Raw genomic sequence first — 21,131 nt, 5'->3', positions numbered from 1 at the left:
GCGCAGTACGAAAAAAAACGCCAGACAGACGCTAAAAATAATGATCCGTAATGCATTTTATGCAAAGATAAAGTTGTGATCTAAGTCACAACTTTTTGCCTTTCTTGTTAGAGTTACCTCATCAACAGAATCTATAGCTATAACCATATCCGTTCTGCTTGCAGTTAGTGCTACAGGCACAACCCTTGGTGCGCTTATATCCCTAGGTTTTACTATCTTGTTTAAGGACCAGATGAATGACAAAAATTATCGTAGTGGGCGGCGGTGCCGGTGGACTGGAGCTGGTGACTAAGCTGGGGCGAAAGCTGGGCCGTAAAGGCAAAGCAGAAATCAAGCTGGTCGACAGAAATCGCACCCATTTGTGGAAGCCACTGTTACACGAAGTGGCAGCAGGCGCGATGGATGCAGGCATAGATGCCTTAAGCTATCGTTCTCATGCTCATAACCACGGCTTTAGTTTTCATCTGGGTTCACTGAGCAACATCGACCGTGACGCTAAAACCATTACCCTTGCGGCCATGCTGGACGAAAGTGGCAAGCCAATGTTGTCTGAGCGCACCCTAGAATATGATATTTTAGTGCTGGCCATTGGCTCAGTCTCTAACGATTTTGGTACTAAGGGTGTGAGTGACAACTGTATTTTCTTAGACCGTCCGCAACAGGCCGAGCACTTTCATGACGAGCTAATGAACCGTTTTATGCAATACGGCGAAGGTGAATTGTCGGAAGATAAAGTGGATATTGCGATTGTTGGCGGCGGAGCAACTGGTGTTGAATTGTCGGCCGAGTTGTACAATGCGGTGGAGCACCTAGGTGCGTATGGCTTTAAAAACCTCAGCTCTAGCTGTTTGCGACTGACATTAGTAGAAGCTGGCCCGCGTATTCTACCTGCCTTGCCCGATCGCATTGCCGCCACGGCGCAAAAAGAGTTGCGTGAACTCGGAGTCGATGTTCGCACTAATACCATGGTAGTAGAAGCTACCGACAAAGGGCTAGTCACTAAAAGCGGTGAACTGATCCCTGCTACGCTCATGGTGTGGGCTGCGGGCATTAAGGCACCCGACTTTTTAAAAGATATAGGTGGGCTAGGAAATAACCGTAATAATCAGCTCACGGTGAACACGACGCTGCAAACTACCCGTGATGAAAATATTTATGTGATTGGAGATTGCGCCCACTGCATGCAAGAGAATGGCAAAGCGGTACCGCCACGAGCCCAATCGGCTCACCAAATGGCCAGTTTGGCTTACAGAAATATTCGTGCCCAGCTGAGCAATAAACCTCTTAAGCCGTATGTTTATAAAGATCACGGTTCATTAGTTAACCTCAGCCGCTACACGACAGTGGGCTCGTTAATGGGTAACCTGATGCGTGGCACCATGATGGTTGAAGGCCTTGTTGCTCGTACCGTTTACGTCTCTTTATATCGCATGCACCAAGTAGCGCTGCACGGCTACATTCGCACTGGCTTAATGATGCTAGTAGGGCGCATCAACCGCTTATTACGCCCAAGACTGAAATTGCATTAATTACGGTGAAGGGGGGAGAGGAAAAGCCAGACCAAGCCCACAGGTTTGGCGTTTAGTCTCGGTTTTGTGCTTGTGAAGAAGACCCTTTGTTCGGCAGTTATGTAAGACGATCCGACTACATTACGCCACCTCATTTTTATTTTTAATGCAATCAAAAGATGTGACTAAGAGACAGGCTTGAAGCCTGTCTCTTAAGTAATGCCGCTTAACAGGCTTAGTTCTGCCGTCATTCCCGCGACGGTAAAATGCAGGGGTGACGGTAAAGTGCGAGGGTGACGATAACGGCAAGCGCGCCTCGGAATGCACATTAGTGACAGAATATTACCTAAGCGGGAAGGGCAGCCTTTCCGCTTTTTTAATGTGCTAAACGAGGTGTGACCTTTATTGCTGAATTAATTGATCTAAATCAATGTTACCTCTCAAATACCACTTTGTGGCTATTCAGCTTTGTTTATTAAAACTACACTAGTATCTAGCTTAATAAAGCACTGAATATAAAAATTTTCATAGTGCTTAACTTCTCACTTTCGACAAGGTATTTGGCATGTCACACGCTCAAGTTAACCTTTCAAGACGCCAACTGCTTACTCGACGAAAGGTCACAGACAGGCCCATGCTGCCATGGGTAAAAGAAGCACAATTTACTGATTTATGTACTCAATGTGGTGAGTGTGTAAAGCAATGCCCAACGCAGATTATTCGCCCCTCAGATGGGGGCTTTCCGCGTGTAGACTTTCAACTCGGCGAATGTACCTTTTGTTATCAATGCGCGCAGGCGTGTCCTGAACCGTTATTTTTGCCTAAAACCCAACCAGCTTGGCAGGCGAAGGCGGTTATTGAAGACAGCTGCTTAGCGAAACAGAAGGTGGATTGTCGAAGTTGTGGTGACAGCTGTGAACCCTTTGCCATTAGCTTCAAGCTGGCAGTAGGAACAGTCGCACAACCACAAATAGACATGAACAGTTGCACGGGATGCGGGGCGTGTGTGTCGGTATGCCCAACCTCAGCCATCACCATCACAGCCACTTAAAGGTTACTTAATAAGAGAGCGCTAATGTCACTTAATGAAGTTCATATTTCAAGTTTAGTCGTTCACGCGGTGCCAGAACATTTGAGCGCCATTAAACGCCAGATTGAGTCTTTTGATGGTGCCGAAATTTACGGTGAAAGTGCAGCAGGGAAGTTAGTGGTGGTGATTGAAACCCAAAATCAAGGTTATATCACCGACACCATTGATGCGATAAATCAGCTTGATCACGTATTAAGCGTGGCGCTCATTTTTCATCAAATTGAGACTGAACTCGATGATGAAGTTATTACCACCGCATTGTAATACTGGATCTGAAGCAAGGATGAATTATGAAAATAACTAGACGTGCGTTTGTAAAAGCAAATGCAGCAGCAGCTGCCGCAGCAGTAGCAGGGATCACCCTTCCAGCTTCCGCCACCAATTTAATCGTCAGCTCCGATGAAACCGCCATTAAATGGGACAAAGCCCCCTGTCGTTTTTGTGGTACCGGTTGCTCGGTGTTAGTCGGCACCCAAAAAGGCCGCGTGGTAGCCACCCAAGGCGACCCAGAAGCCCCAGTAAACAAAGGGTTAAACTGCATTAAAGGCTACTTTCTGTCTAAAATCATGTACGGCAAAGACCGCTTAACCACGCCTTTACTGCGCATGAAGAATGGTCAGTTTGACAAAGACGGCGACTTTGAACCCGTATCATGGGATCAGGCGTTTGATGTGATGGCCGAGAAATTCAAAAAAGCCCTTAAAGAAAAAGGCCCCACCAGTGTGGGCATGTTTGGTTCTGGCCAGTGGACCATCATGGAAGGCTACGCCGCCTCTAAATTGATGAAAGCGGGCTTTCGTTCAAACAACCTAGACCCTAACGCTCGCCACTGTATGGCGTCTGCCGTAGTCGGCTTTATGCGTACCTTTGGCATCGATGAGCCGATGGGCTGTTATGACGACTTCGAACACGCCGACTCCTTCGTGCTGTGGGGCTCGAATATGGCCGAGATGCATCCCGTATTGTGGACGCGGATCACCGACCGTCGTTTGAGCTATTCCCACGTTAAAGTGAACGTGCTTTCCACCTATTACCACCGCAGCTTTGAGCTAGCCGACCGCGGCATGATTTTTCACCCGCAGTCTGACTTGGCCATTGCCAACTTTATTGCTAACTACATCATTGAAAATGATGCGGTGAATTGGGATTTTGTCACCAAGCACACCCATTTTAAACAAGCGGCCACCGATATTGGCTATGGCTTGCGTGATGAAGACCCCTTGCAAGTGAGCGCGAAGAACCCTAACTCAGGCGATATGTCAGACATTTCGTTTGAAGAATATAAGGCATCGGTCGCACCCTACACACTAGAAAAAGCCCATGAAATGTCTGGCGTGCTGCCCGAAGACTTAATTGCACTTGCCCAGCAATACGCGGACCCCAAAACCAAAGTCATGTCGCTGTGGACCATGGGCATGAACCAACATACGCGCGGCGTGTGGATGCAAAGCTTGGTGTATAACCTGCATTTATTGACCGGTAAAATATCCGAGCCGGGTAACAGCCCATTTTCGTTAACCGGTCAGCCTTCCGCGTGTGGTACGGCGCGTGAAGTGGGTACCTTCTCTCACCGTTTGCCAGCCGACTTATTAGTGGCTAACCCTGAACACCGCAAAATTGCCGAGAAAATCTGGAAGTTACCGGCAGGCACCATTCCACCGAAGCCGGGTTTTCATGCGGTAGAGCAAGACCGTATGCTTAACGACGGCGTACTGAATGCCTACTGGGTGATGTGTAACAACAACATGCAAGCGGGCCCAAACATCAACACCGACCGTTTACCGGGCTACCGACACCCAGACAATTTCATCGTTTGTTCAGACCCGTACCCCACCGTGACCGCGCAAGCTTCAGACCTCATTTTGCCGACCGCCATGTGGGTAGAAAAAGAAGGGGGCTATGGTAATGCCGAGCGCCGTACCCAAGTGTGGTACCAACAAGTATCGCCGGTAGAAGGGGCAAAGTCTGACCTTTGGCAAATGATGGAATTCGCCAAGCGCTTTAAGATAGAAGAAGTGTGGGATGAAGAATTGATGTCCCAAGTCCCCGAGCTACGTGGCAAAACCATGTATGACATCTTATTTGCCAACGGTAACGTAGATAAATTCCCACTGTCTGAAGCACAAGAACTAAACGACGATGCACAAGCCGCCGGCTTCTACGTACAAAAAGGTTTGTTTGAAGAATATGCCGAATTTGGTCGTGGTCACGGGCACGATTTAGCCCCCTACGATGTTTATCACCAAGTGCGAGGTTTACGTTGGCCGGTGGTGGATGGCAAAGAAACCTTGTGGCGTTTCAACCCAGAGTATGACCCGTACGCCAAGCGTGAAGGCCGAGACTTTTACGGTAAGCCCGATGGTAAAGCGCTAATTATTTCAGCACCTTATGAAGCGCCACCAGAAGTGCCTAATGACGAATACGACATGTGGCTATGTACGGGGCGAGTGTTGGAGCATTGGCATACAGGTACCATGACCCGTCGTGTGCCCGAGCTATATAAAGCGGTGCCGGATGCGAATTGCTATATCCACCCCGATGATGCGCTGTCTCGTAATCTACGCCGCGGAGACGAAGTGTTAATTCAGTCGCCTCGTGGTGAAGTGCGAGCGCGTGTAGAAACTCGTGGACGTAACCGCCCGCCACAAGGCTTGGTGTTTGTACCTTTCTTTGATGCGCGCATTCTGGTCAACAAGTTGATCTTGGATGCCACCGATCCGCTTTCTAAACAGACTGACTACAAAAAGTGTCCGGTGAAGATAACCAAGGTCGCGAGTGTGTAGTTCTCAGTCAATTTAACAGGCTAAGCATTTAGACCGACAGTCACCCACCCACTCATTTAGGTGTTATGGGTGACTCAAAAGGAATCGGAGAAGGTTATGAAAAAAATCATGATGGCACTGCTTGCAGCCACTACATTACTGTTTGGTGCAGTGCACGCAGAAGAGCCAGCCAACGCCTCAACTGCTGCTAACCCAGGTGGCATTGGTGGCGTGGCCTCGTTACGAGGCTTAAGTGAAATAGAAACCACTCGCCCTGCGGATGAGTTTAAGCGCTTCCCAAGAGATCACACCTTAGACAGTAGCTATGTGTATCAGCCGCCTTTGGTGCCCCATACTATTCGTAACTATGAGGTGTCGTTAAACGCCAACAAGTGTCTGTCTTGTCATAGTTGGAAAAATGCCAAAGAAATGGGCGCCACCAAAATTAGCGTGACTCACTATGTAAATCGTCAAGAACAGGTGCTGTCAGATGTATCGCCGCGCCGTTACTTCTGTTTGCAATGTCATGTACCCCAAGCAGACGCAAAACCTTTGGTTGATAGCACCTTCCTGAGCGTTGATTCATTGCGCTAATAAAACGCGACTAAAGAGTGAGAGCGATGAAAATATTAAAAAGATTTTGGAAGCGTTTATCCACCCCCAGTAAGGCCGCAGCAGGCGTGGTCTTGTTGATGGGCTTTATCGGAGGCTTGTTATTTTGGGGGGCGTTTAACACCGGAATGGAAGCCACTAATACCGAAGCGTTTTGTTCAAGCTGTCACGCGCCCATCGTAAAAGAGATTCGTGAAACCATTCACTACTCTAACCGCTCGGGTGTGCGTGCCATCTGTTCAGACTGTCATGTACCTCATGACTGGACCGATAAAATTGTGCGTAAAGTACAAGCATCAAAAGAGCTAGCCTTTCACTTTCTTGGCACCATTGATACCGATGAAAAATTCAAAGCACGCCGTGGGCATTTAGCACACCGAGAATGGCAACGAATGAAAGACAACAACTCACAAGAGTGTCGTAACTGTCATCAATTCGACTATATGGACTTCTCAGAGCAAGGCCCGCGTGCGGTAAGTCAACACTCTACCGCCTTGGCTGTTGGCGATAAAACCTGTGTTGATTGCCATAAAGGGATTGCCCATAAACTGCCGGACATGAGATACGTAGCTGGCTGGCAATAAGCACCTCGAATTAAAATAAGAGGGGAAACGAATGAGTACTTTAGAATACGTTATCTGGCATATATTAGGTTATGCCGCCATGCCGGTGATTATCTTAGGTGGGTTTCTTGCTATCGCAGTAGTGTGCATTAGCATCTTGTCTGTGACCAAAGATAAGCAGATTGACTAACAGAAAAAGCGGGGAGGGCAACCTTCCCGCTTTTTTGTTTGCCCAGCAAAGCTGGCAAACCCGATAGGCTGAAAGAAGCCTTATCACCCGGACTAAGGGGAAGATAATCTGAATGGCAAGGGCGTCACTGGCCAACGGTGGGGTCTGAAGGAAGCCATAGGAAGTTAGATGTACACAACTAACCGTAACCTGTTTCGGCAGTGTTGGTGGGTAAGCGTGCAAAATAGCGCAAAGCCCAATACTTAGTCAGACCAATGCTGTGCTTGAGGGTGGCATATCTAACAGGGAGCCAGTGCAATAACTGGGGAAGCCTGGCATCAATTCCGGTCTCGTGCCGGACGCAGTCGCACAAGAGGTGACTCGAGGCGACTGTGGATGTGAGGTGGCAGATGAACCCGTAGTAGTGAGTAAGGCCCTGCCGATGAAAGCCCGTAAGGGTGTGGAGGAGAAAACGGGGCCGATCAGCGACAACATGTTTGCTGGAGTGGTGGGTTGCCAAAAGCACCCATCATTGCGAAGGGGTGAAGCATACTTTAAACGCGTGACACCGCGTCGCACTTCTTGGGTGACGTGCACAAGCTGCCTGACGAGGCAGGGCACCTTCAGTCGGTAATGCGGGGAGCCGCAACACTGAATGACAGGGCCGCACAAGAGAGTAGCAACGAACGAGCCGGTAGATTGCCAGTGAGCTAGTACGCCGGTCAGCCGTTGCCAAGCGTTCATCACCGATGAAGTGAGGCGAGGATAGGCACGCTGCGAGGAGAAAAGGTGCGAGTGTATTACAGTCTGTATGGTCGTTTGCTGTCAAAGCAGGCGCTGTACTCCGGATTCAAAAAGGTGTGGAAAGCGAAAGGCGCGGCCGGAATAGATGGGCAGAGCCTAAGCGACTTCGCCTCGAGACTGGATGTAAACCTCGAACTGCTCTTGAACGAACTGCGAGAAAAACGGTATCAACCGTTACCCGTGAGGCGTGTCGAAATCCCGAAAGAGGATGGCGGCATACGTCTATTGGGGATCCCCGCAGTGCGGGACCGTGTTGTCCAGCAAGCTCTGCTGGATATTCTAAACCCTATTTTCGATCCGGAGTTTCACCCATCGAGCTATGGGTATCGACCGGGTCGGAGTTGTCATCAAGCCATTTCCAAGGCGACGCTGTTTATTCGTCAGTACCATCGACGATGGGTAGTCGACATGGATTTATCGAAGTGCTTCGATATGCTCGATCATGAGCTGATCATCAAGGCGTTTCGACGGCGTGTGGCAGACAGCAGCATACTGAACTTACTGAGACAGTTTCTGCAAAGTGGGGTGATAGTGAGCGGTCAATGGGAAGCGACTCGAGTCGGCAGTCCACAAGGTGGGGTGATCAGTCCGCTGATCGCTAACGTCTATCTTGATGAATTTGATCAGGAAATGAAGCGACGTAACCACCGTATTGTGCGCTATGCGGATGATATCCTTATTCTGTGTGGCTCACGGGTGGCAGCCGAGCAAGCCCAACGAGTGGCGACTCAGCTACTGGAAGGTGATCTTAGACTGAAAGTGAATGAGCGGAAAACGCACCTCGCGCACAGCGACGAGGGTGTTAAGTTCTTGGGTGTAGAAATCAGTACGCATTACACCCGTATCCAAGAAAAGAAGCTCATCTCACTTAAAACACGAGTAAAAGCACTGACGAAACGTAACCGAGGCAGTCAACTTAGCCGAATAATCAGCGAGTTGAACGCGGTACTACGTGGATTCGGTTATTACTTTAGGATTGCTAACAGTAGTCGCGAATACGTCAAACTAATGCAGTGGATCCGGCGCCGGTTGCGCTGTATCCAGTTGGTGCATTGGAAACGTCCGACTCGCCTGCACAAACGACTGCGGCAGCTGGGATATAAAGGACGTTTTAAGCGTATCAAGATGGGATCATGGCGAAGCTCAGCGAGTCCGCTTGCGAGTTACGCGATGCCAAATGCATGGTTCGATGAGAAAGGCTTGTTTAATCTGACGAGGATTAAGACAGGTCAACTCGCCTTGATATATTAAGAGATAAAAGTATGCAGGAGCCGTATACGAGGTCCGTACGTACGGTTCTGTGGGAGGGATGAGGAGTAATCCTCACCCTACCCGATGTTTTTTGTAGGCGAACGCTTGCTCTCGCATTTCGCCGCAGGTGGAACGATTTAAACTATCGACACCAAACCCTTTTTTCGCCACGGAATACACGGAAGAACACGGAAAAATAGAGATCAGATCTGAAAAGGACCTTTAATGGTAAGGGCTAAAACAAAGCTTTAAGCCGTCAGCTGTACGCTATAAGTTAAATATAAGTCCTCGATCCTGTGACCTTTGTAGGCTGCCGCTTTAGCTGGCAGTCCCGCCTCAGCGGGATTTTAAAATATTTTTCGCAACGGATGAACGCGCAACCCAAGCAAAAGTGATAGGCGAAATAAAGACTGAATATGCAGGCGGTTTGGGTGTTTAACTTGGTGCTTGGCGCTATCTTCCATGATCACTTAATATTCCCCATCGTTGCTAAGCTTGTGTCAGCGGAATACTTCTCTAAGTTGAGGGCGTAATGATGACCAAACATATCGAAATTAAACATCATGGGGCCGTGTTGGGTGTTACCGGCTCTTGTCATGAGTTACGGGTAGGGGACTCGGGAATATTAATTGATTGCGGCTTGTTTCAAGGTACGGACTACCGAGAAGACTTGGATATAGACTTTGAAATTGAGCACATTCGCGCACTTGTGGTAACTCATGTGCATGTGGATCATGTGGGGCGCATTCCATATTTGTTGATAGCCGGTTTTAAAGGTCCCATTTTTTGCACCGAGCCCTCGGCCCAGCTGTTGCCCACGATGCTGGAAGATGCGCTCAAGTTTAATGATAAGTACAGCAAGCAGCAGGATAAGCAAATATTAAAGCAGATGAAGCGCCAAATTCGGCCGCTCCCTTATGAACAGTGGCAGTCACTGCTGGGCACCGACATCAAGTTCAGGTTTCAGCATGCAGGGCATATTTTAGGCTCGGCCTATGTGGAGTGTGAAGCCGCGGGGCAGCGGGTTATTTTTAGTGGTGATATCGGTGCGCCACACTCGCCACTCATCATGGAAGCGACACCGCCTACGCGCTGTGATGTCTTGGTGCTGGAAAGCACCTATGGCGATATGGATCACGAAAGCCGAGTCGATCGGCGCTTGCGCTTGAAGTCGGAGATTGAACAGTCCTTTGCCGATGGCGGCACTGTCTTGATACCGGCTTTTAGCTTGGGGCGCACCCAAGACTTATTATATGAACTGGAAAGCATCATTCACGATTTTGGCCAAGACTTGGCGGCACCTAATGTGCCCTGGAATAAGCTAAACATTATCCTCGACTCGCCGTTGGCGATCAAAATTACCGAGCTGTATCGCAGTTTAAAATCCTACTGGAATGAAGATGCGCGCAAGGTGCTGAAACAAGGTCGCTATCCGCTGGCGTTTGATCAGTTAACCATCGTAGATAGCCATGAAGATCACTTGATCTGCGTTGAAAATATCACCAACTCCGATAAACCCGCGGTGGTCATTGCCGGCTCCGGCATGTGTGCCGGCGGACGCGTGGTCAACTATTTAAAAGCGCTATTAGACAACCCGCACAACGATATAATCTTTGTCGGCTTTCAGGCCGAAGACACTCCAGGACGAGTGATAGTAGAAAGTGGACCGCGCTTTGGTGAGGCAGACGAGCCTGATGAATACGCTTGGGTAGAATTAGACGGTGAGCGTTTTGAAATTAACGCCCAAATACACAAGCTAAACGGCTACTCGGCCCACGGCGGACAAACTGACTTAATCAACTTTGCGATGGCTATCGATCCACCACCTAAGCAAATTCGCTTAGTGCACGGCGAAACCGACGCCAAACTTGCCTTGCAGGCCAAGCTGCAAGCAATGATGTCAAGCGTTGAGGTAGTGATCCCGCTTACTGAGGATGTTGGATAAAGGTTGTCGGATAAGAGCAAGCTGTAGAATGAAAATTGGCGCCCTAATGGAAGGGCGCCAATAATGCGGCGGTGAAACTACGCCAAAGAGAAGTCGATAGTATGAACGTTGCTTAGATTAAGACTCTGTTTTGCTTGCCATAAATCGTAATTGTCTTGCATGGTTAGCCAGCTTTCAGGCGTGCGGCCTAGAGTTTTTGAAAGTCGCAGCGCCATTTCAGGAGAGACGGCACTGGTCCCTTTTAACACGCGATTTAATGTTGAAGCGGCAACATCAAGCTGCTTTGCTACAAAGCGACAACTATAGCCAAATGGTTCCATATAAACATGATGGATAAACTCACCTGGATGTGGGGGGTTATACATAGACATTAATGATAATCCTCATAATTTAGAATGTATGCATTACCATCAACAAACTCGAAAGTAACACGCCAGTTGCCGTTAACTGTAATTGACCAGACTCCATTTCTATCTCCTTTTAAAGGGTGAAGATTAAAACCGGGTAAATTCATGTCATCGATAATGCTTGCGGTGTCAATAGCAGCCAATTGCATCCTTAGCTTGCTCTCATGTTTAACCTGAATACCTGCTTTACTGCCTGTCTCAAAGAACTTCTTAAGGCCTTTGTGCTTGAATGTTTTAATCATGCATCGAGTGTAGCGTGTTGCGCACCGGTGCGCAATGCTGTTGCGTTGTGGTCGGTGAACAACGCGGTACTTAAGAACAGGTTACGGTCACGACTCCACGACCCGAGTGGGAGTGTTTTTTAGTCGCTTGTAACTATTTATCTTCAGTTATTGTTTTAATGACCTTGGCTGGAACACCCGCCACTAGGGTATTGGCTGGCACGTCTTTAGTGACTACGGCGCCGGCGGCCACCACCGCGTTTTCTCCCACCGTCACACCGGGCAATATGGTCACTCCCACACCTAACCAAGCGTTCTTTTTGATAACAATGGATTTAAGGTCAAGGTCTTTTCTTTGCGAGGGAGCTAACGGATGATTTTCTGTAATCAGGCTTACCTTTGGGCCTATCTGAACATTATCTTCAATGGTAATTCCGCCCATATCCAGAAAGCTGCAATCGTGGTTGATAAACACATTACGGCCCATTGTTATGTGTTGACCAAAGTTGGTATAAAACGGCACAAAGATGATGGTGCTGGTATCTATCTGGCTTTTAATGATTTCACTCAAACGGCCTCTGCTTTGATTCACATTAGTTGAACTATTCAGCTCTGCTGATAACTTGATGGTTCTGGATATTTGAGCCCAGACCTTTTTCATTTCCGGATCATCGTTTGCAATGACACCGCCAGCAAGCATTCTGTCGAAAATTCCAGTGTGATCCTTACTCATCAACTTATGTTCGCTCATAAACGGAGATGTCCTGTTAGTGTCTCTATAAAGCTAGGGCAAAGAGTCTACTCCACCGGCCCGTTTCGAGCCAATCACACTCACCATGTCAGCTCATTGCGAGCAGAGCGAACAAGCTGATATTTTCACACACCAAGCACTAGGAATGGAGTAATATCAACAGCAGGGCACTCCCCTTCTTTATGTTCCCCAAGTTCACACTTCAATGGAGCAACCATGAAAACTAAAATCATGTTAGCACTGACTACTGCGACTTTTGCATTCACCGCACATGCTGCCCAAGACCCGATTCCAGATCTTATTTTTGTGCCGGATAATGCCCAGGTGGTTGAAGCCGAAAAGAAATGGTTTGGCGGCTTTGAATTGGAAGCAAACATACCAGATGGCACCTTGCTTGTTATTAGTGAGCAGGTGAAAGCCTTCTACACCGATAAGGGTTTTGAGCTTAGCCGCGAAGAGGCCGATGACGACGACGTTGAGCTGCTGTTCGTTAAAGAGCAAGAGAGTGTTGAAGTAGACATCGAGTTAGAACATAACGACATCATCGAATACAGCGTCGATTACGAAACCAAGTAACGGCGGCAGTGTAAAAGTTGCAAGAAAAAGGGTTAGCTTAGCTAACCCTTTTTTGTGTCTGAGATTTATCTGTTAGCCATATTTGGCGATAGTTAGCTTAGCGTTATTTAAGCTGGCGTGGGTTAGACGGGATAGCGTGCAATTACCGCCAAATCGTGGCCGCCTGGAATATCCTGTTTGCGAACCGCCATGACCTTGGCACCGGTGCGCAAAGCACGACAGGTGATTTCATCGACGATGCCATAATTCATCGCATCGCTCTCGGCATCAAAGATAACTTCTCCTGTTTCATCGTCAACAAAGCCATCGACGACGCCGTCAATATCAACCAGCAATCGTTCGATACCGCCGAAGGTGGCGAGCCGTGCCGCACTGGAAATATCAGTCGTGGTGCGGTTTTGGCCGGTGCGATCTTCAAACAAACGATGAAAGTTAGCAATAATGCTGGCGTAATGGGCGTCGAGTAGCGGTCGGGCCGCGGTTTCTAAGTTTGCTTCGCTTAAGTGTTCAGGGTTACCCGCAATAATGTCTGGTAATACGGTAGTTGAACTTAGTGAGCGGAACAAAGAGGCTAACGGCTTGGTTGATGCTAACAGTAATGGATGTTTGCTATGCGTCAGTATCGGCCTAAGTGCCGCATTAATTTTGCGCACATAGTTGGTCAAATAGGCTTTTTGTCCTGGTCCACCAGGGCGGTGGCCGCTGCCCTTAAAATCTTTGTCGATTAGCTTATTAGTGGCATCTGCTGCATCGGTGGGTAGATTGGGTACATCAACGACCCGAGCTGGAGCATCAGGAGATATTTCGATGAGTCGTACGGCATTTTCTGACAGCGCTAAAATATGTGCGGCATGGCGAAAGGTAATCGCGCGTAGTAGCGGTTTAAGATGGAAGCGATCAGACACTTCAACAATATCGCTGAGCTTGTTCGCCAAGCGGTAGGTACGCAGTGATACTGGTGTGGCCAGAATTGCCAGACTGTTGGTTTGATGTTCCCAGAATACGTCATCGGCTAACAGGTCATCAAATTGATCTTGTAATGCTTGAATATGTTGTCGTTTATCGAAGCCGGTGGCTTCAAGCTGGGTAATGGCCTTTTTGAATAGGCTATTAAGATGAGTGCGACTCTGCTTACTCTCGCGGCTAAGCGGCGAGGTTGACAGGTAGATTGAGATGCAGGCATCAGAGCGCATCAGGTTGAGATCACCGATTTCTTCGGTACTAGGCATGTCCACGTAATACATTTAAAGCCCCTTGTAAGTCCAAGTTCTCGACTGTCCAACATAGCACATGGGGCCGCGGAATAAACACCTACACTTATCTTTGCGTGCGAGCCGTCAATTTTTAAATTTTTCCTAAACTTGCTCATGCTGAAACTCGTACACATCTGATATTTGTAGCAATATTAGCGGATCAAAGGTGTCAGATTAACTCGATGAACCGAACACGGTTTTGTGTTGTCCAAACAAGTCTGGGAAGTCGGCCATCAGGTCGGCTTTCATCTTGAAGTCTAAAGAGGGGACACATCATGAAAAAGACTGCATCAGCTCACTGGGAAGGCGACCTTAAAAAGGGCAAAGGTACTATCTCGACCCAGAGCGGCGCTTTGAAAGAAAATCCTTATGGTTTCAATACTCGTTTTGAAGATGCACCCGGTACCAATCCGGAAGAGTTGGTTGGTGCGGCCCATGCCGGTTGCTTCTCTATGGCATTTTCTATGTTGCTGGGCCAAGAAAACTTTACCCCAGACAGCATCGACACCAAAGCCACGGTCACGCTAGAAGAACAGAGTGATGGTTTTGCCGTAACCGCGATACATCTAGAAATGACCGCGCGCATTCCCGGTATCGATCAGGCCAAGTTCGATGAAATAGCCGGTAAAGCCAAGGTGGGCTGCCCTATATCCAAGCTACTTAATGCTGACATTACGCTAGACGCCACGCTACAAAGCTAACGCGCACAGGGTGCCTCAGGCGAGGCACCCGTATTTTCTCGTTCCCACGCAATACCTGCAGATCTCAGTCTTTTGTCGCCGCCGCTTTAGCTGGCGGGACTGCGGAGCTTAGGCCGCGATCTAATACCAATCGCACTAAATAAATAGTCTGCTTTTATTTCCTATAAAGGTCGTGTCAATGGCCTACTCCACCGACACGCTTTGGGCTAATGACACTCACCGTATCAGCCTATAAAGGGCACTACTCTTTCGACTCGCAACCACTTAACATGAGTGTCAATGTGAGCCAGTGGATAACAGTGACAGAAAGGGATGTGCTCGATGATAAAGTTTCAACAGCTCAACGCTTTTAAGGCCGTTTATGAGCTTGGCACCATGATGGCGGCATCGGCGCATATTCATGTTACCCAGCCGGCCATCAGCCGACTGGTGGCAAGCCTTGAGCATCAGCTTGGTTTTGCCTTGTTTCAGCGCATACGGGGGCGGCTGGTTCCCACCGACAAGGGGCGGGCCTTCTATCAGGAAGTAGGCAAGGCGTTCTTGGCACTAGAACACCTTGAACACAGTGCGCGAGACATTGCCGAGCAGCATCATGGCAGCCTGCACATCACCGCCTTTCCCATGCTGTCCAACAGCTTTCTGCCGGCGATTCTCGGGCATCTGATGCGAGAAACCCCCGGGCTCAAGGCGTCGCTGAAGAGCTATCGCTCGGAAGAGGTGCTCAGGCGCACCGAGATCCAGTCTTGTGATCTGGGCTTCGCCGATACCGAGATAAACAGCGACAGCGTGACGGCCATTCCGGTGTGGGGAGATTGCGTTTGTATTGTTGCAGCGGACAGCAAATTGGCAACGGCGGCCTATCTGACGCCGGCAGATCTGTCTGGGGTACCTTTTATCCGTTATGAAAACAGCGATTCGGCCCAGCAGGTACTGGATAGGGAGCTACAACAAGCCGGCATCCATAGCCTAGATGTCGTTGAAGTCTCTTTCGCCTCGGTCGCGGCATTGTTGGTGGCCGAAGGGGTGGGCGTGGCGGTGGTCGACCCCTTTACCGCCCTGCATGCGCAGCGCAGCGGCTTGAACATCGTTATTCGCGACTTTAAACCGCGTATTCCCTATCGGTTCCAGATCCTCTATCCCGCCTTTCGTCCGGTATCCGACTTGGCGCGTGCCTTTGTTGACTCCCTTTTCAGCCAGGCTGAGGCCGCCGGGATCCTGTTGCGTTGTGATCCGAGTGACAAGCTATAACATTTGATCATACCTTGTGTGGCAAACGGCATTGGCCTCCGGCGACAGACGCACCTATAAATTGAGCACTGACAAGCGTCTGTCACCGATGACAAGGAGTGCATGATGAAAATGAAGATAATTGGCCTGGCTGCAGCGAGCATAATGATCGCAGGGCCGGTGAGTGCCAAGGAGTGGAAGCAGGTGCGGGTTGCGGTGGAAGGAGCCTATCCCCCTTATAGCTGGACGACCACGGAGGGGGAACTGAAAGGGTTTGATATCGACATGGCCAACGCCCTTTGCGAGCAGATGCAGGTAAAATGTACCCTGGTCACACAGGAATGGGACGGCATGATCCCCTCGTTGCTGTCGCGAAAGTTTGACGCCATCGTCGCCTCCATGTCAATTACCGAGGAGCGCAAGCTCAAGGTCGACTTCACCGATAAGTACTATCAGATTTCGTCCCGCTTCGTAGCAAAGCAAGGAACCGAACTCAGTTTTGACAAAACGGGTCTTAAAGGAAAGTCAGTGGGCGTACAGGGCTCCAGCACCCATGAAAAATACGTCGAAGATAATTTTGAGGGGGTAGATATCAAACGTTACGGCTCTCCTGAAAATGCCTTTCTGGATCTGATTTCCGGTCGTGTCGACCTGGTGTTCAACAACATTCCGGCCATTGAAAGTGGGTTGCTGGAGAAGGAAAAGGGCGGCGACTTCGCTTTTACCGGTCCGCTCATTACCGACAAGCAATGGTTTGGTGAGGGGGTAGGCATTGCGGTTCGCAAGCAGGATGATGCGCTGCGCGAAAAATTAAATGATGCCATTAAGGCCATCCGTAGCAACGGTGTCTATCAGCAAATTCAGGACAAGTATTTCGATTTCGATATCTATGGTGGCTAAATAAAGGTGGCTAAGCATGAGGGATAGCCGGGTAGTCGTTATCGGCGGTGGCATGGTGGGGGCGGCGCTAGGTTATGGCTTGGCTCGGCAAGGCATAGAGACGCTGATGCTGGACGAAGGAGACCAGGGGCTGAGGGCGGCTCGGGGCAATTTCGGACTACTGTGGGTGCAGGGCAAGGGGGCGGACTTTCCGGCCTATGCCCGCTGGACCCTGGACTCCTGCCGATTGTGGCCTGACTTTGCCGCCGAACTGACCGAGCTGACCGGCATCGATGTGCAGTTTATCCAGCGTGGCGGTATTCATTACTGCCTAGATGAGCCGGAGCTAGAAGCCTATCGGCTCGAGCTGGCGCAACAGGCAGCAGTCAGTGACGGTGACTTCGAATTCCAGTTTCTAAACCACGGGCAGCTGGCTAGGCTGGAGCCCCATATCAACGTTAATATTCCCGGTGCTTGCTACTCGCCCAACGACGGTCACGTTAACCCGCTGTATCTGCTGCGCGCCCTGCAGGCGGGCTTTCTGGCTAAAGGTGGCCACTACCGACCTCGTCATCATGTACTGAACATAGAAACCACCCATAATGGCTTTGTGCTGCATACGGAGCAGGGGCCGATACGGGCCGAGCAGTTGGTGCTGGCGGCGGGGCTCGATAATCATCGGCTGGCGCCCATGGTCGGCTTGTCGCAGCCTCTGACTCCCCAGCGGGGTCAGCTATTGATCACCGAACGCTTGCCCAAATTACTGAATTATCCGTCCATCTACCTGCGCCAGACTGGGGAGGGGTCGATCCAGATTGGTGATTCATCCGAGCAGGTCGGTCTGGATGACGGCAATACCCCGCAGGTGATGGCGCAGCTGGCCCGGCGCGCCATTTCGTTGCTGCCCGCATTGCGTCACCGGAACATAGTGCGAGGCTGGGGAGCACTCCGGGTGATGAGTCCGGATGGGTATCCGGTGTATGAGCAAAACCTGACTCAGGGGCCGCGGGCCCATGCTTTTAGCTCTCACAGCGGCGTTACTCTGGCGGCGGTTCATGCCCTGACGCTGGCTCCCATGCTGATGGCCCCTCGTTTAAGCCCGTTACTGGATGCCTTCACTCCTCAACGATTCAAGGATTAAGCCATGTTTAAGGATGTCAGCCGGCAACCGCGCCCCTTACAGACCTTTTATGTTGACGATCAACCCCAGCAGATACCCGCCGGCTATACGGTTGCCGCCGCCTTGCTGGCGCTCGGCTACAAGAGCAATCGCGCCAGCCCAGTTTCCGGCAGTCCGCGTGGCCCTTATTGCATGATGGGGGTCTGTTTTGAATGTTTGGTGGAAATCGACGGCATCCCCAATCGACAGGGGTGTTTGACCGAGGTGCAGCCGCAGATGCGCGTTCGTTTGTCCTTGTCGAAAGAGCAGGAACCAGGAGAGGAGGTCGATAATGGATGCTGATCTGGCCATTGTCGGTGCAGGGCCGGCGGGCATGGCGGCGGCCATTGAGGCGGGTCGTTTGGGCTTAAAGGCGGTACTGCTGGACGAACAACCCCGAGTTGGCGGGCAGATTTATCGCAACATTGGTCAGCCCTCAATGGCCAACCCACGCATTCTGGGGCCCGACTATTATGCAGGGCGTACGCTGGCTGACGACGTTGCCAACAGCGGCTGTCGTTATTTGTCGAATACTCAAGTTTGGCAGCTCGACCGCGATGGCCGGGTGTATTACAGCCGAGAAGGCAAGGCCGCCTCAATACAGGTGCGTCAGGTGATGATTGCCAACGGTGCTCAGGAACGGCCCTTTCCCATCCCCGGCTGGACTCTGCCCGGGGTCATGACCGCCGGATCAGCGCAAATACTGCTAAAAAACCCAGGCCTAGCGGCCGACGGCGCCGTGTTTGCCGGCTGTGGGCCCTTGCTATATCTGGTGGTGTGGCAATATTTGCAGGCCGGGGTCAAGGTGAAGGCGTTGCTGGATACCACGCCAGCTGCCAACTATCGTCAGGCCCTTGGTGCGCTGGACGGTGCCCTGCGCGGGGCTGGGTATCTGTGGAAGGGACTGAAACTGCTGCGAGACATTCGCGCCGCCGGCATTCCCTTTGTACGCGGGGTGACCGAGCTGGCTGCCTGCGCCGAAGACGGCGTGTTGAGCCGAGTGACCTATAAAGCCGGCGGGCGGCAGCAGCATCTTGAAACCGAGCAACTGTTCTTACATCAGGGTGTGGTGCCCAGTGTGAATCTAGCCATGGCCAGCGGCTGTGAGCACGAATGGAGCGAACAGCAACTGTGCTGGCAACCGGTGCTGGATGACTGGGGGCAAAGCTCGCAGCCGCACATTCGCATTATCGGTGATAGCGGGGGCATAGGTGGCGCCTTGGCGGCGGCGCTAAAAGGGCGGCTGGCGGTACTGCAGCTTGCCCATACTCTGGGCCGTCAAACCTCGGCCGAGCGCGACGATAGTGCTAGCCCGCATCGTCGTCAGTTGAAGCGGGAAACGGCTTTTCGTCGTTTTATCGACCGGCTTTATCGGCCATCCGACGCCCTGCGCTTGCCCGAGAAGGACGAGGTGCTGGTGTGTCGTTGTGAGGAGGTGAGCCTAGGCGACATTCGCCGTGCCGTCCATCAGGGTTGCATGGGGCCCAACCAGCTGAAAAGCTTTACCCGCTGCGGCATGGGGCCCTGTCAGGGGCGCCAGTGCGGGCTGGTGGTCTCGGAGCTGATGGCCAAATTGCAGGGGCAAGCAGTAGAGCAGGGCGGCTATTACCGCCTACGCGCCCCAGTAAAGCCCCTGACCTTGAACGAGCTGGCCAGTCTAGATGAGCCTTCAGAGCCGGTTAAAGACCGGCCAGCTTAACCAACCAATTTCTCACTCTCACGGTCCTGTGGGAGTGTTTCAATAACCCATTATCTGGTTGGCATTAGGGTAATTTCGCGGATATCGCATCTGGGATTGGCAGAAATCGCATACACCACCGCATCCGCGATATCGTTGGGGTCTAATTTGTCCGGTTTGGCTTCATCAAAAAAGGGCGTGTTAACCATGCCCGGGCAGATGGTGGTACAACGACCATTCCATTCGGCCATTTCGGCTGCTAAATTTTGGCCGAATCCGTAAGCAAACCATTTAGTGGCGCCATACACGGATCCTTTCAGGGTTATCTTGCCGGCAACGGAGCTGGTAATAATAAAGTGGCCCTGGGTTTCTTTTAACGAGGCCAAGCTGGCTTTTGCAGTAAACAATAACGCATTGATATTGACGTCCAGCATGGTTTTCCATTCATCTGGGTCGCCATTTTCGATGCCTGGAGCGTTAACACCGGTGCCGGCATTAGCGAACACCACATCAATTCTGCCAAATTTCTGTTTGGCCTTTTCCACCACGTTTTTTATCTCATCCAGTTTGGATGCGTCTGCCGTTACCGCCAACACTTTGTCGTCACCCCAACGTTTGACTATTTCATTGAGTTTGTCGGTACTTCTCGCCGTAATAACGACTTTGTGTCCCGCTTCAATTACTTTATCAACGGTGGCCGCTCCTATGCCGCTAGAGGCGCCGGTGATCAGTACAATTTTTTCATTTTTCATGGTGTGTATCCTCGATTCAGCGGAGTTTAGCCAGTTCACTTTAGCTCTATATAGCCACTAGGTTAAGTCCTGTCATGTGCTGGTCGGTGGAGCAGATCCCTGCATCCGACCCTATGTTATGGAGTTGCCCGCGGGTAGATGTAATCGGCAAGTCTGAGCATGAGGTGATATTAAATGTAAGGGCGGTCAACTTTACTTTACAGGTCACCGCCTTTTGTAGCCGCCGCTTTAGCCGCGGGACTGCGTAGCAGGATGATTTTTATAGCAGATAAATTAAATAATGAATCTGCTTTGCTGCTCAGTTTAAAGGCCGAATAAAGGGCCTACTCCACCGACTCGCTCAAGCACATCCATGTGCCGCTCAAACACGTGACATCCCTGTCATGTGATGGTCGGTGGAGCAGATCCCTCCATCCGACCCTATGTTATGGAGTTGCCTGTAGGTAGAGGTAATCGATGTATCAGTGACTAAAATACAGAGACAGCCGAGATCTTTAAATGGATAGAACGCCCCTGCAGGTTAATGAAATGTTACATTTCTATTTATTGTTCAGTAAAGTTAATATTTTCGATATTTAAAATTGTATCGAGAAAATAATTTTGGCTTGCAATTTCCTTTCATGTGCGTCAAGTTCTGGTTTGAAAGAGCTAAATGACACCCTTTATATATTAAATACAAAGAAAATTAAACTGCTGATCTGATTGTCACAAGTTAATAAACAGACCTTGGATGTACGGCTAAAAAATAAAATCTTCCGTAAGCGCCCTTAAATCAGCATCTATTAACCCAACTTATCCAGCATCACACTAATACCTCTCATTT

21 protein-coding genes are annotated in these 21,131 nt (G+C 50.2%); 16 read left to right on the top strand and 5 right to left on the bottom strand.

All coding sequences use genetic code 11. The annotated features are described in order from the left end of the window. Positions 1 to 236 precede the first annotated feature (236 nt). The 9 genes from ACFQ1C_RS11315 (at position 237) to ACFQ1C_RS11275 (ending at position 10,704) form a co-directional block, all read left to right on the top strand. On the top strand, positions 237 to 1,529 hold the full coding sequence (locus tag ACFQ1C_RS11315) for an NAD(P)/FAD-dependent oxidoreductase (protein ID WP_379558723.1): 1,293 nt from the start codon (positions 237 to 239) through the stop codon (positions 1,527 to 1,529). Positions 1,530 to 2,073: 544 nt separating this feature from the next. Beyond that, entirely contained in the window at positions 2,074 to 2,559 is a 486-nt protein-coding gene (gene napF / locus ACFQ1C_RS11310) for a ferredoxin-type protein NapF (RefSeq protein ID WP_379558722.1), read from the top strand. Positions 2,560 to 2,583: 24 nt separating this feature from the next. Beyond that, the gene (locus tag ACFQ1C_RS11305; protein WP_379558721.1) at positions 2,584 to 2,862 is read left to right on the top strand and encodes a chaperone NapD; all 279 of its coding nucleotides are present in this window, start codon (positions 2,584 to 2,586) and stop codon (positions 2,860 to 2,862) included. Between the two features lie 26 nt (positions 2,863 to 2,888). After that, positions 2,889 to 5,381 (top strand): periplasmic nitrate reductase subunit alpha, encoded by a 2,493-nt coding sequence (napA, locus tag ACFQ1C_RS11300; RefSeq protein ID WP_379558720.1) that lies wholly within the window; start codon positions 2,889 to 2,891, stop codon positions 5,379 to 5,381. A gap of 96 nt (positions 5,382 to 5,477) precedes the next feature. Beyond that, on the top strand, positions 5,478 to 5,954 hold the full coding sequence (locus ACFQ1C_RS11295) for a nitrate reductase cytochrome c-type subunit (RefSeq protein WP_379558719.1): 477 nt from the start codon (positions 5,478 to 5,480) through the stop codon (positions 5,952 to 5,954). 26 nt (positions 5,955 to 5,980) lie between these two features. Continuing rightward, entirely contained in the window at positions 5,981 to 6,556 is a 576-nt protein-coding gene (locus ACFQ1C_RS11290; protein WP_379558718.1) for a NapC/NirT family cytochrome c, read from the top strand. A 31-nt stretch (positions 6,557 to 6,587) separates the two neighbouring features. After that, on the top strand, positions 6,588 to 6,725 hold the full coding sequence (locus ACFQ1C_RS11285) for a TIGR02808 family protein (protein ID WP_379558717.1): 138 nt from the start codon (positions 6,588 to 6,590) through the stop codon (positions 6,723 to 6,725). 768 nt (positions 6,726 to 7,493) lie between these two features. Next, a complete protein-coding gene (gene ltrA / locus ACFQ1C_RS11280; RefSeq protein ID WP_379558716.1) occupies positions 7,494 to 8,759 on the top strand; it encodes a group II intron reverse transcriptase/maturase in 1,266 nt (421 codons plus the stop codon). A 532-nt stretch (positions 8,760 to 9,291) separates the two neighbouring features. After that, on the top strand, positions 9,292 to 10,704 hold the full coding sequence (locus tag ACFQ1C_RS11275; protein WP_379558715.1) for an MBL fold metallo-hydrolase: 1,413 nt from the start codon (positions 9,292 to 9,294) through the stop codon (positions 10,702 to 10,704). Between the two features lie 77 nt (positions 10,705 to 10,781). On the opposite strand, the gene ACFQ1C_RS11270 is transcribed toward ACFQ1C_RS11275, so the two are convergent. The 3 genes from ACFQ1C_RS11270 to ACFQ1C_RS11260 form a co-directional block, all read right to left on the bottom strand. Then, the gene (locus tag ACFQ1C_RS11270; RefSeq protein WP_379558714.1) at positions 10,782 to 11,075 is read right to left on the bottom strand and encodes a HigA family addiction module antitoxin; all 294 of its coding nucleotides are present in this window, start codon (positions 11,073 to 11,075) and stop codon (positions 10,782 to 10,784) included. Next, a complete protein-coding gene (locus ACFQ1C_RS11265) occupies positions 11,075 to 11,353 on the bottom strand; it encodes a type II toxin-antitoxin system RelE/ParE family toxin (RefSeq protein WP_379558713.1) in 279 nt (92 codons plus the stop codon). The genes ACFQ1C_RS11270 and ACFQ1C_RS11265 overlap by 1 nt, the downstream gene beginning before the upstream one ends. 133 nt (positions 11,354 to 11,486) lie before the next feature. After that, positions 11,487 to 12,083, bottom strand: coding sequence for a DapH/DapD/GlmU-related protein (locus tag ACFQ1C_RS11260; RefSeq protein ID WP_379558712.1), 597 nt, complete (start codon positions 12,081 to 12,083; stop codon positions 11,487 to 11,489). Between the two features lie 216 nt (positions 12,084 to 12,299). Between ACFQ1C_RS11260 and ACFQ1C_RS11255 the strand changes: the two genes are divergently transcribed. Beyond that, on the top strand, positions 12,300 to 12,659 hold the full coding sequence (locus ACFQ1C_RS11255) for a hypothetical protein (RefSeq protein ID WP_379558711.1): 360 nt from the start codon (positions 12,300 to 12,302) through the stop codon (positions 12,657 to 12,659). A gap of 122 nt (positions 12,660 to 12,781) precedes the next feature. Here the strand turns inward: ACFQ1C_RS11255 and ACFQ1C_RS11250 are convergent, their stop codons facing one another. Next, positions 12,782 to 13,903: a baeRF11 domain-containing protein gene (locus tag ACFQ1C_RS11250; protein ID WP_379558710.1), complete on the bottom strand. Its 1,122-nt coding sequence runs from the start codon at positions 13,901 to 13,903 to the stop codon at positions 12,782 to 12,784. Between the two features lie 284 nt (positions 13,904 to 14,187). On the opposite strand from ACFQ1C_RS11250, the gene ACFQ1C_RS11245 reads away from it, so the two are divergent. The 6 genes from ACFQ1C_RS11245 (at position 14,188) to ACFQ1C_RS11220 (ending at position 19,577) form a co-directional block, all read left to right on the top strand. Then, entirely contained in the window at positions 14,188 to 14,613 is a 426-nt protein-coding gene (locus ACFQ1C_RS11245) for an OsmC family protein (RefSeq protein WP_379558709.1), read from the top strand. A gap of 321 nt (positions 14,614 to 14,934) precedes the next feature. Continuing rightward, positions 14,935 to 15,861 carry a LysR substrate-binding domain-containing protein gene (locus ACFQ1C_RS11240; protein WP_379558708.1) on the top strand — a complete coding sequence of 309 codons (927 nt, stop codon included), beginning with the start codon at positions 14,935 to 14,937 and terminating at the stop codon, positions 15,859 to 15,861. 105 nt (positions 15,862 to 15,966) lie between these two features. Beyond that, a complete protein-coding gene (locus tag ACFQ1C_RS11235; protein WP_379558759.1) occupies positions 15,967 to 16,740 on the top strand; it encodes an ABC transporter substrate-binding protein in 774 nt (257 codons plus the stop codon). A 16-nt stretch (positions 16,741 to 16,756) separates the two neighbouring features. Further along, positions 16,757 to 17,860 carry an NAD(P)/FAD-dependent oxidoreductase gene (locus ACFQ1C_RS11230; RefSeq protein WP_379558707.1) on the top strand — a complete coding sequence of 368 codons (1,104 nt, stop codon included), beginning with the start codon at positions 16,757 to 16,759 and terminating at the stop codon, positions 17,858 to 17,860. A gap of 3 nt (positions 17,861 to 17,863) precedes the next feature. Next, the gene (locus ACFQ1C_RS11225; RefSeq protein ID WP_379558706.1) at positions 17,864 to 18,181 is read left to right on the top strand and encodes a (2Fe-2S)-binding protein; all 318 of its coding nucleotides are present in this window, start codon (positions 17,864 to 17,866) and stop codon (positions 18,179 to 18,181) included. Beyond that, positions 18,171 to 19,577, top strand: coding sequence for an FAD/NAD(P)-dependent oxidoreductase (locus ACFQ1C_RS11220; RefSeq protein ID WP_379558705.1), 1,407 nt, complete (start codon positions 18,171 to 18,173; stop codon positions 19,575 to 19,577). The genes ACFQ1C_RS11225 and ACFQ1C_RS11220 overlap by 11 nt, the downstream gene beginning before the upstream one ends. A gap of 50 nt (positions 19,578 to 19,627) precedes the next feature. Here ACFQ1C_RS11220 and ACFQ1C_RS11215 read toward each other — a convergent pair whose 3' ends face one another. Further along, positions 19,628 to 20,308, bottom strand: a complete 681-nt coding sequence (locus ACFQ1C_RS11215) for an SDR family oxidoreductase (RefSeq protein WP_379558704.1) — start codon at positions 20,306 to 20,308, stop codon at positions 19,628 to 19,630. Positions 20,309 to 21,131: the final 823 nt, after the last annotated feature.

Source organism: Oceanisphaera ostreae (assembly GCF_042676125.1).
In the GTDB taxonomy this organism is placed as follows: domain Bacteria; phylum Pseudomonadota; class Gammaproteobacteria; order Enterobacterales; family Aeromonadaceae; genus Oceanimonas; species Oceanimonas ostreae.
The sequence above is the reverse complement of the archived record's forward strand: the minus strand, read 5'-3'. Positions and strand labels throughout refer to the sequence as shown.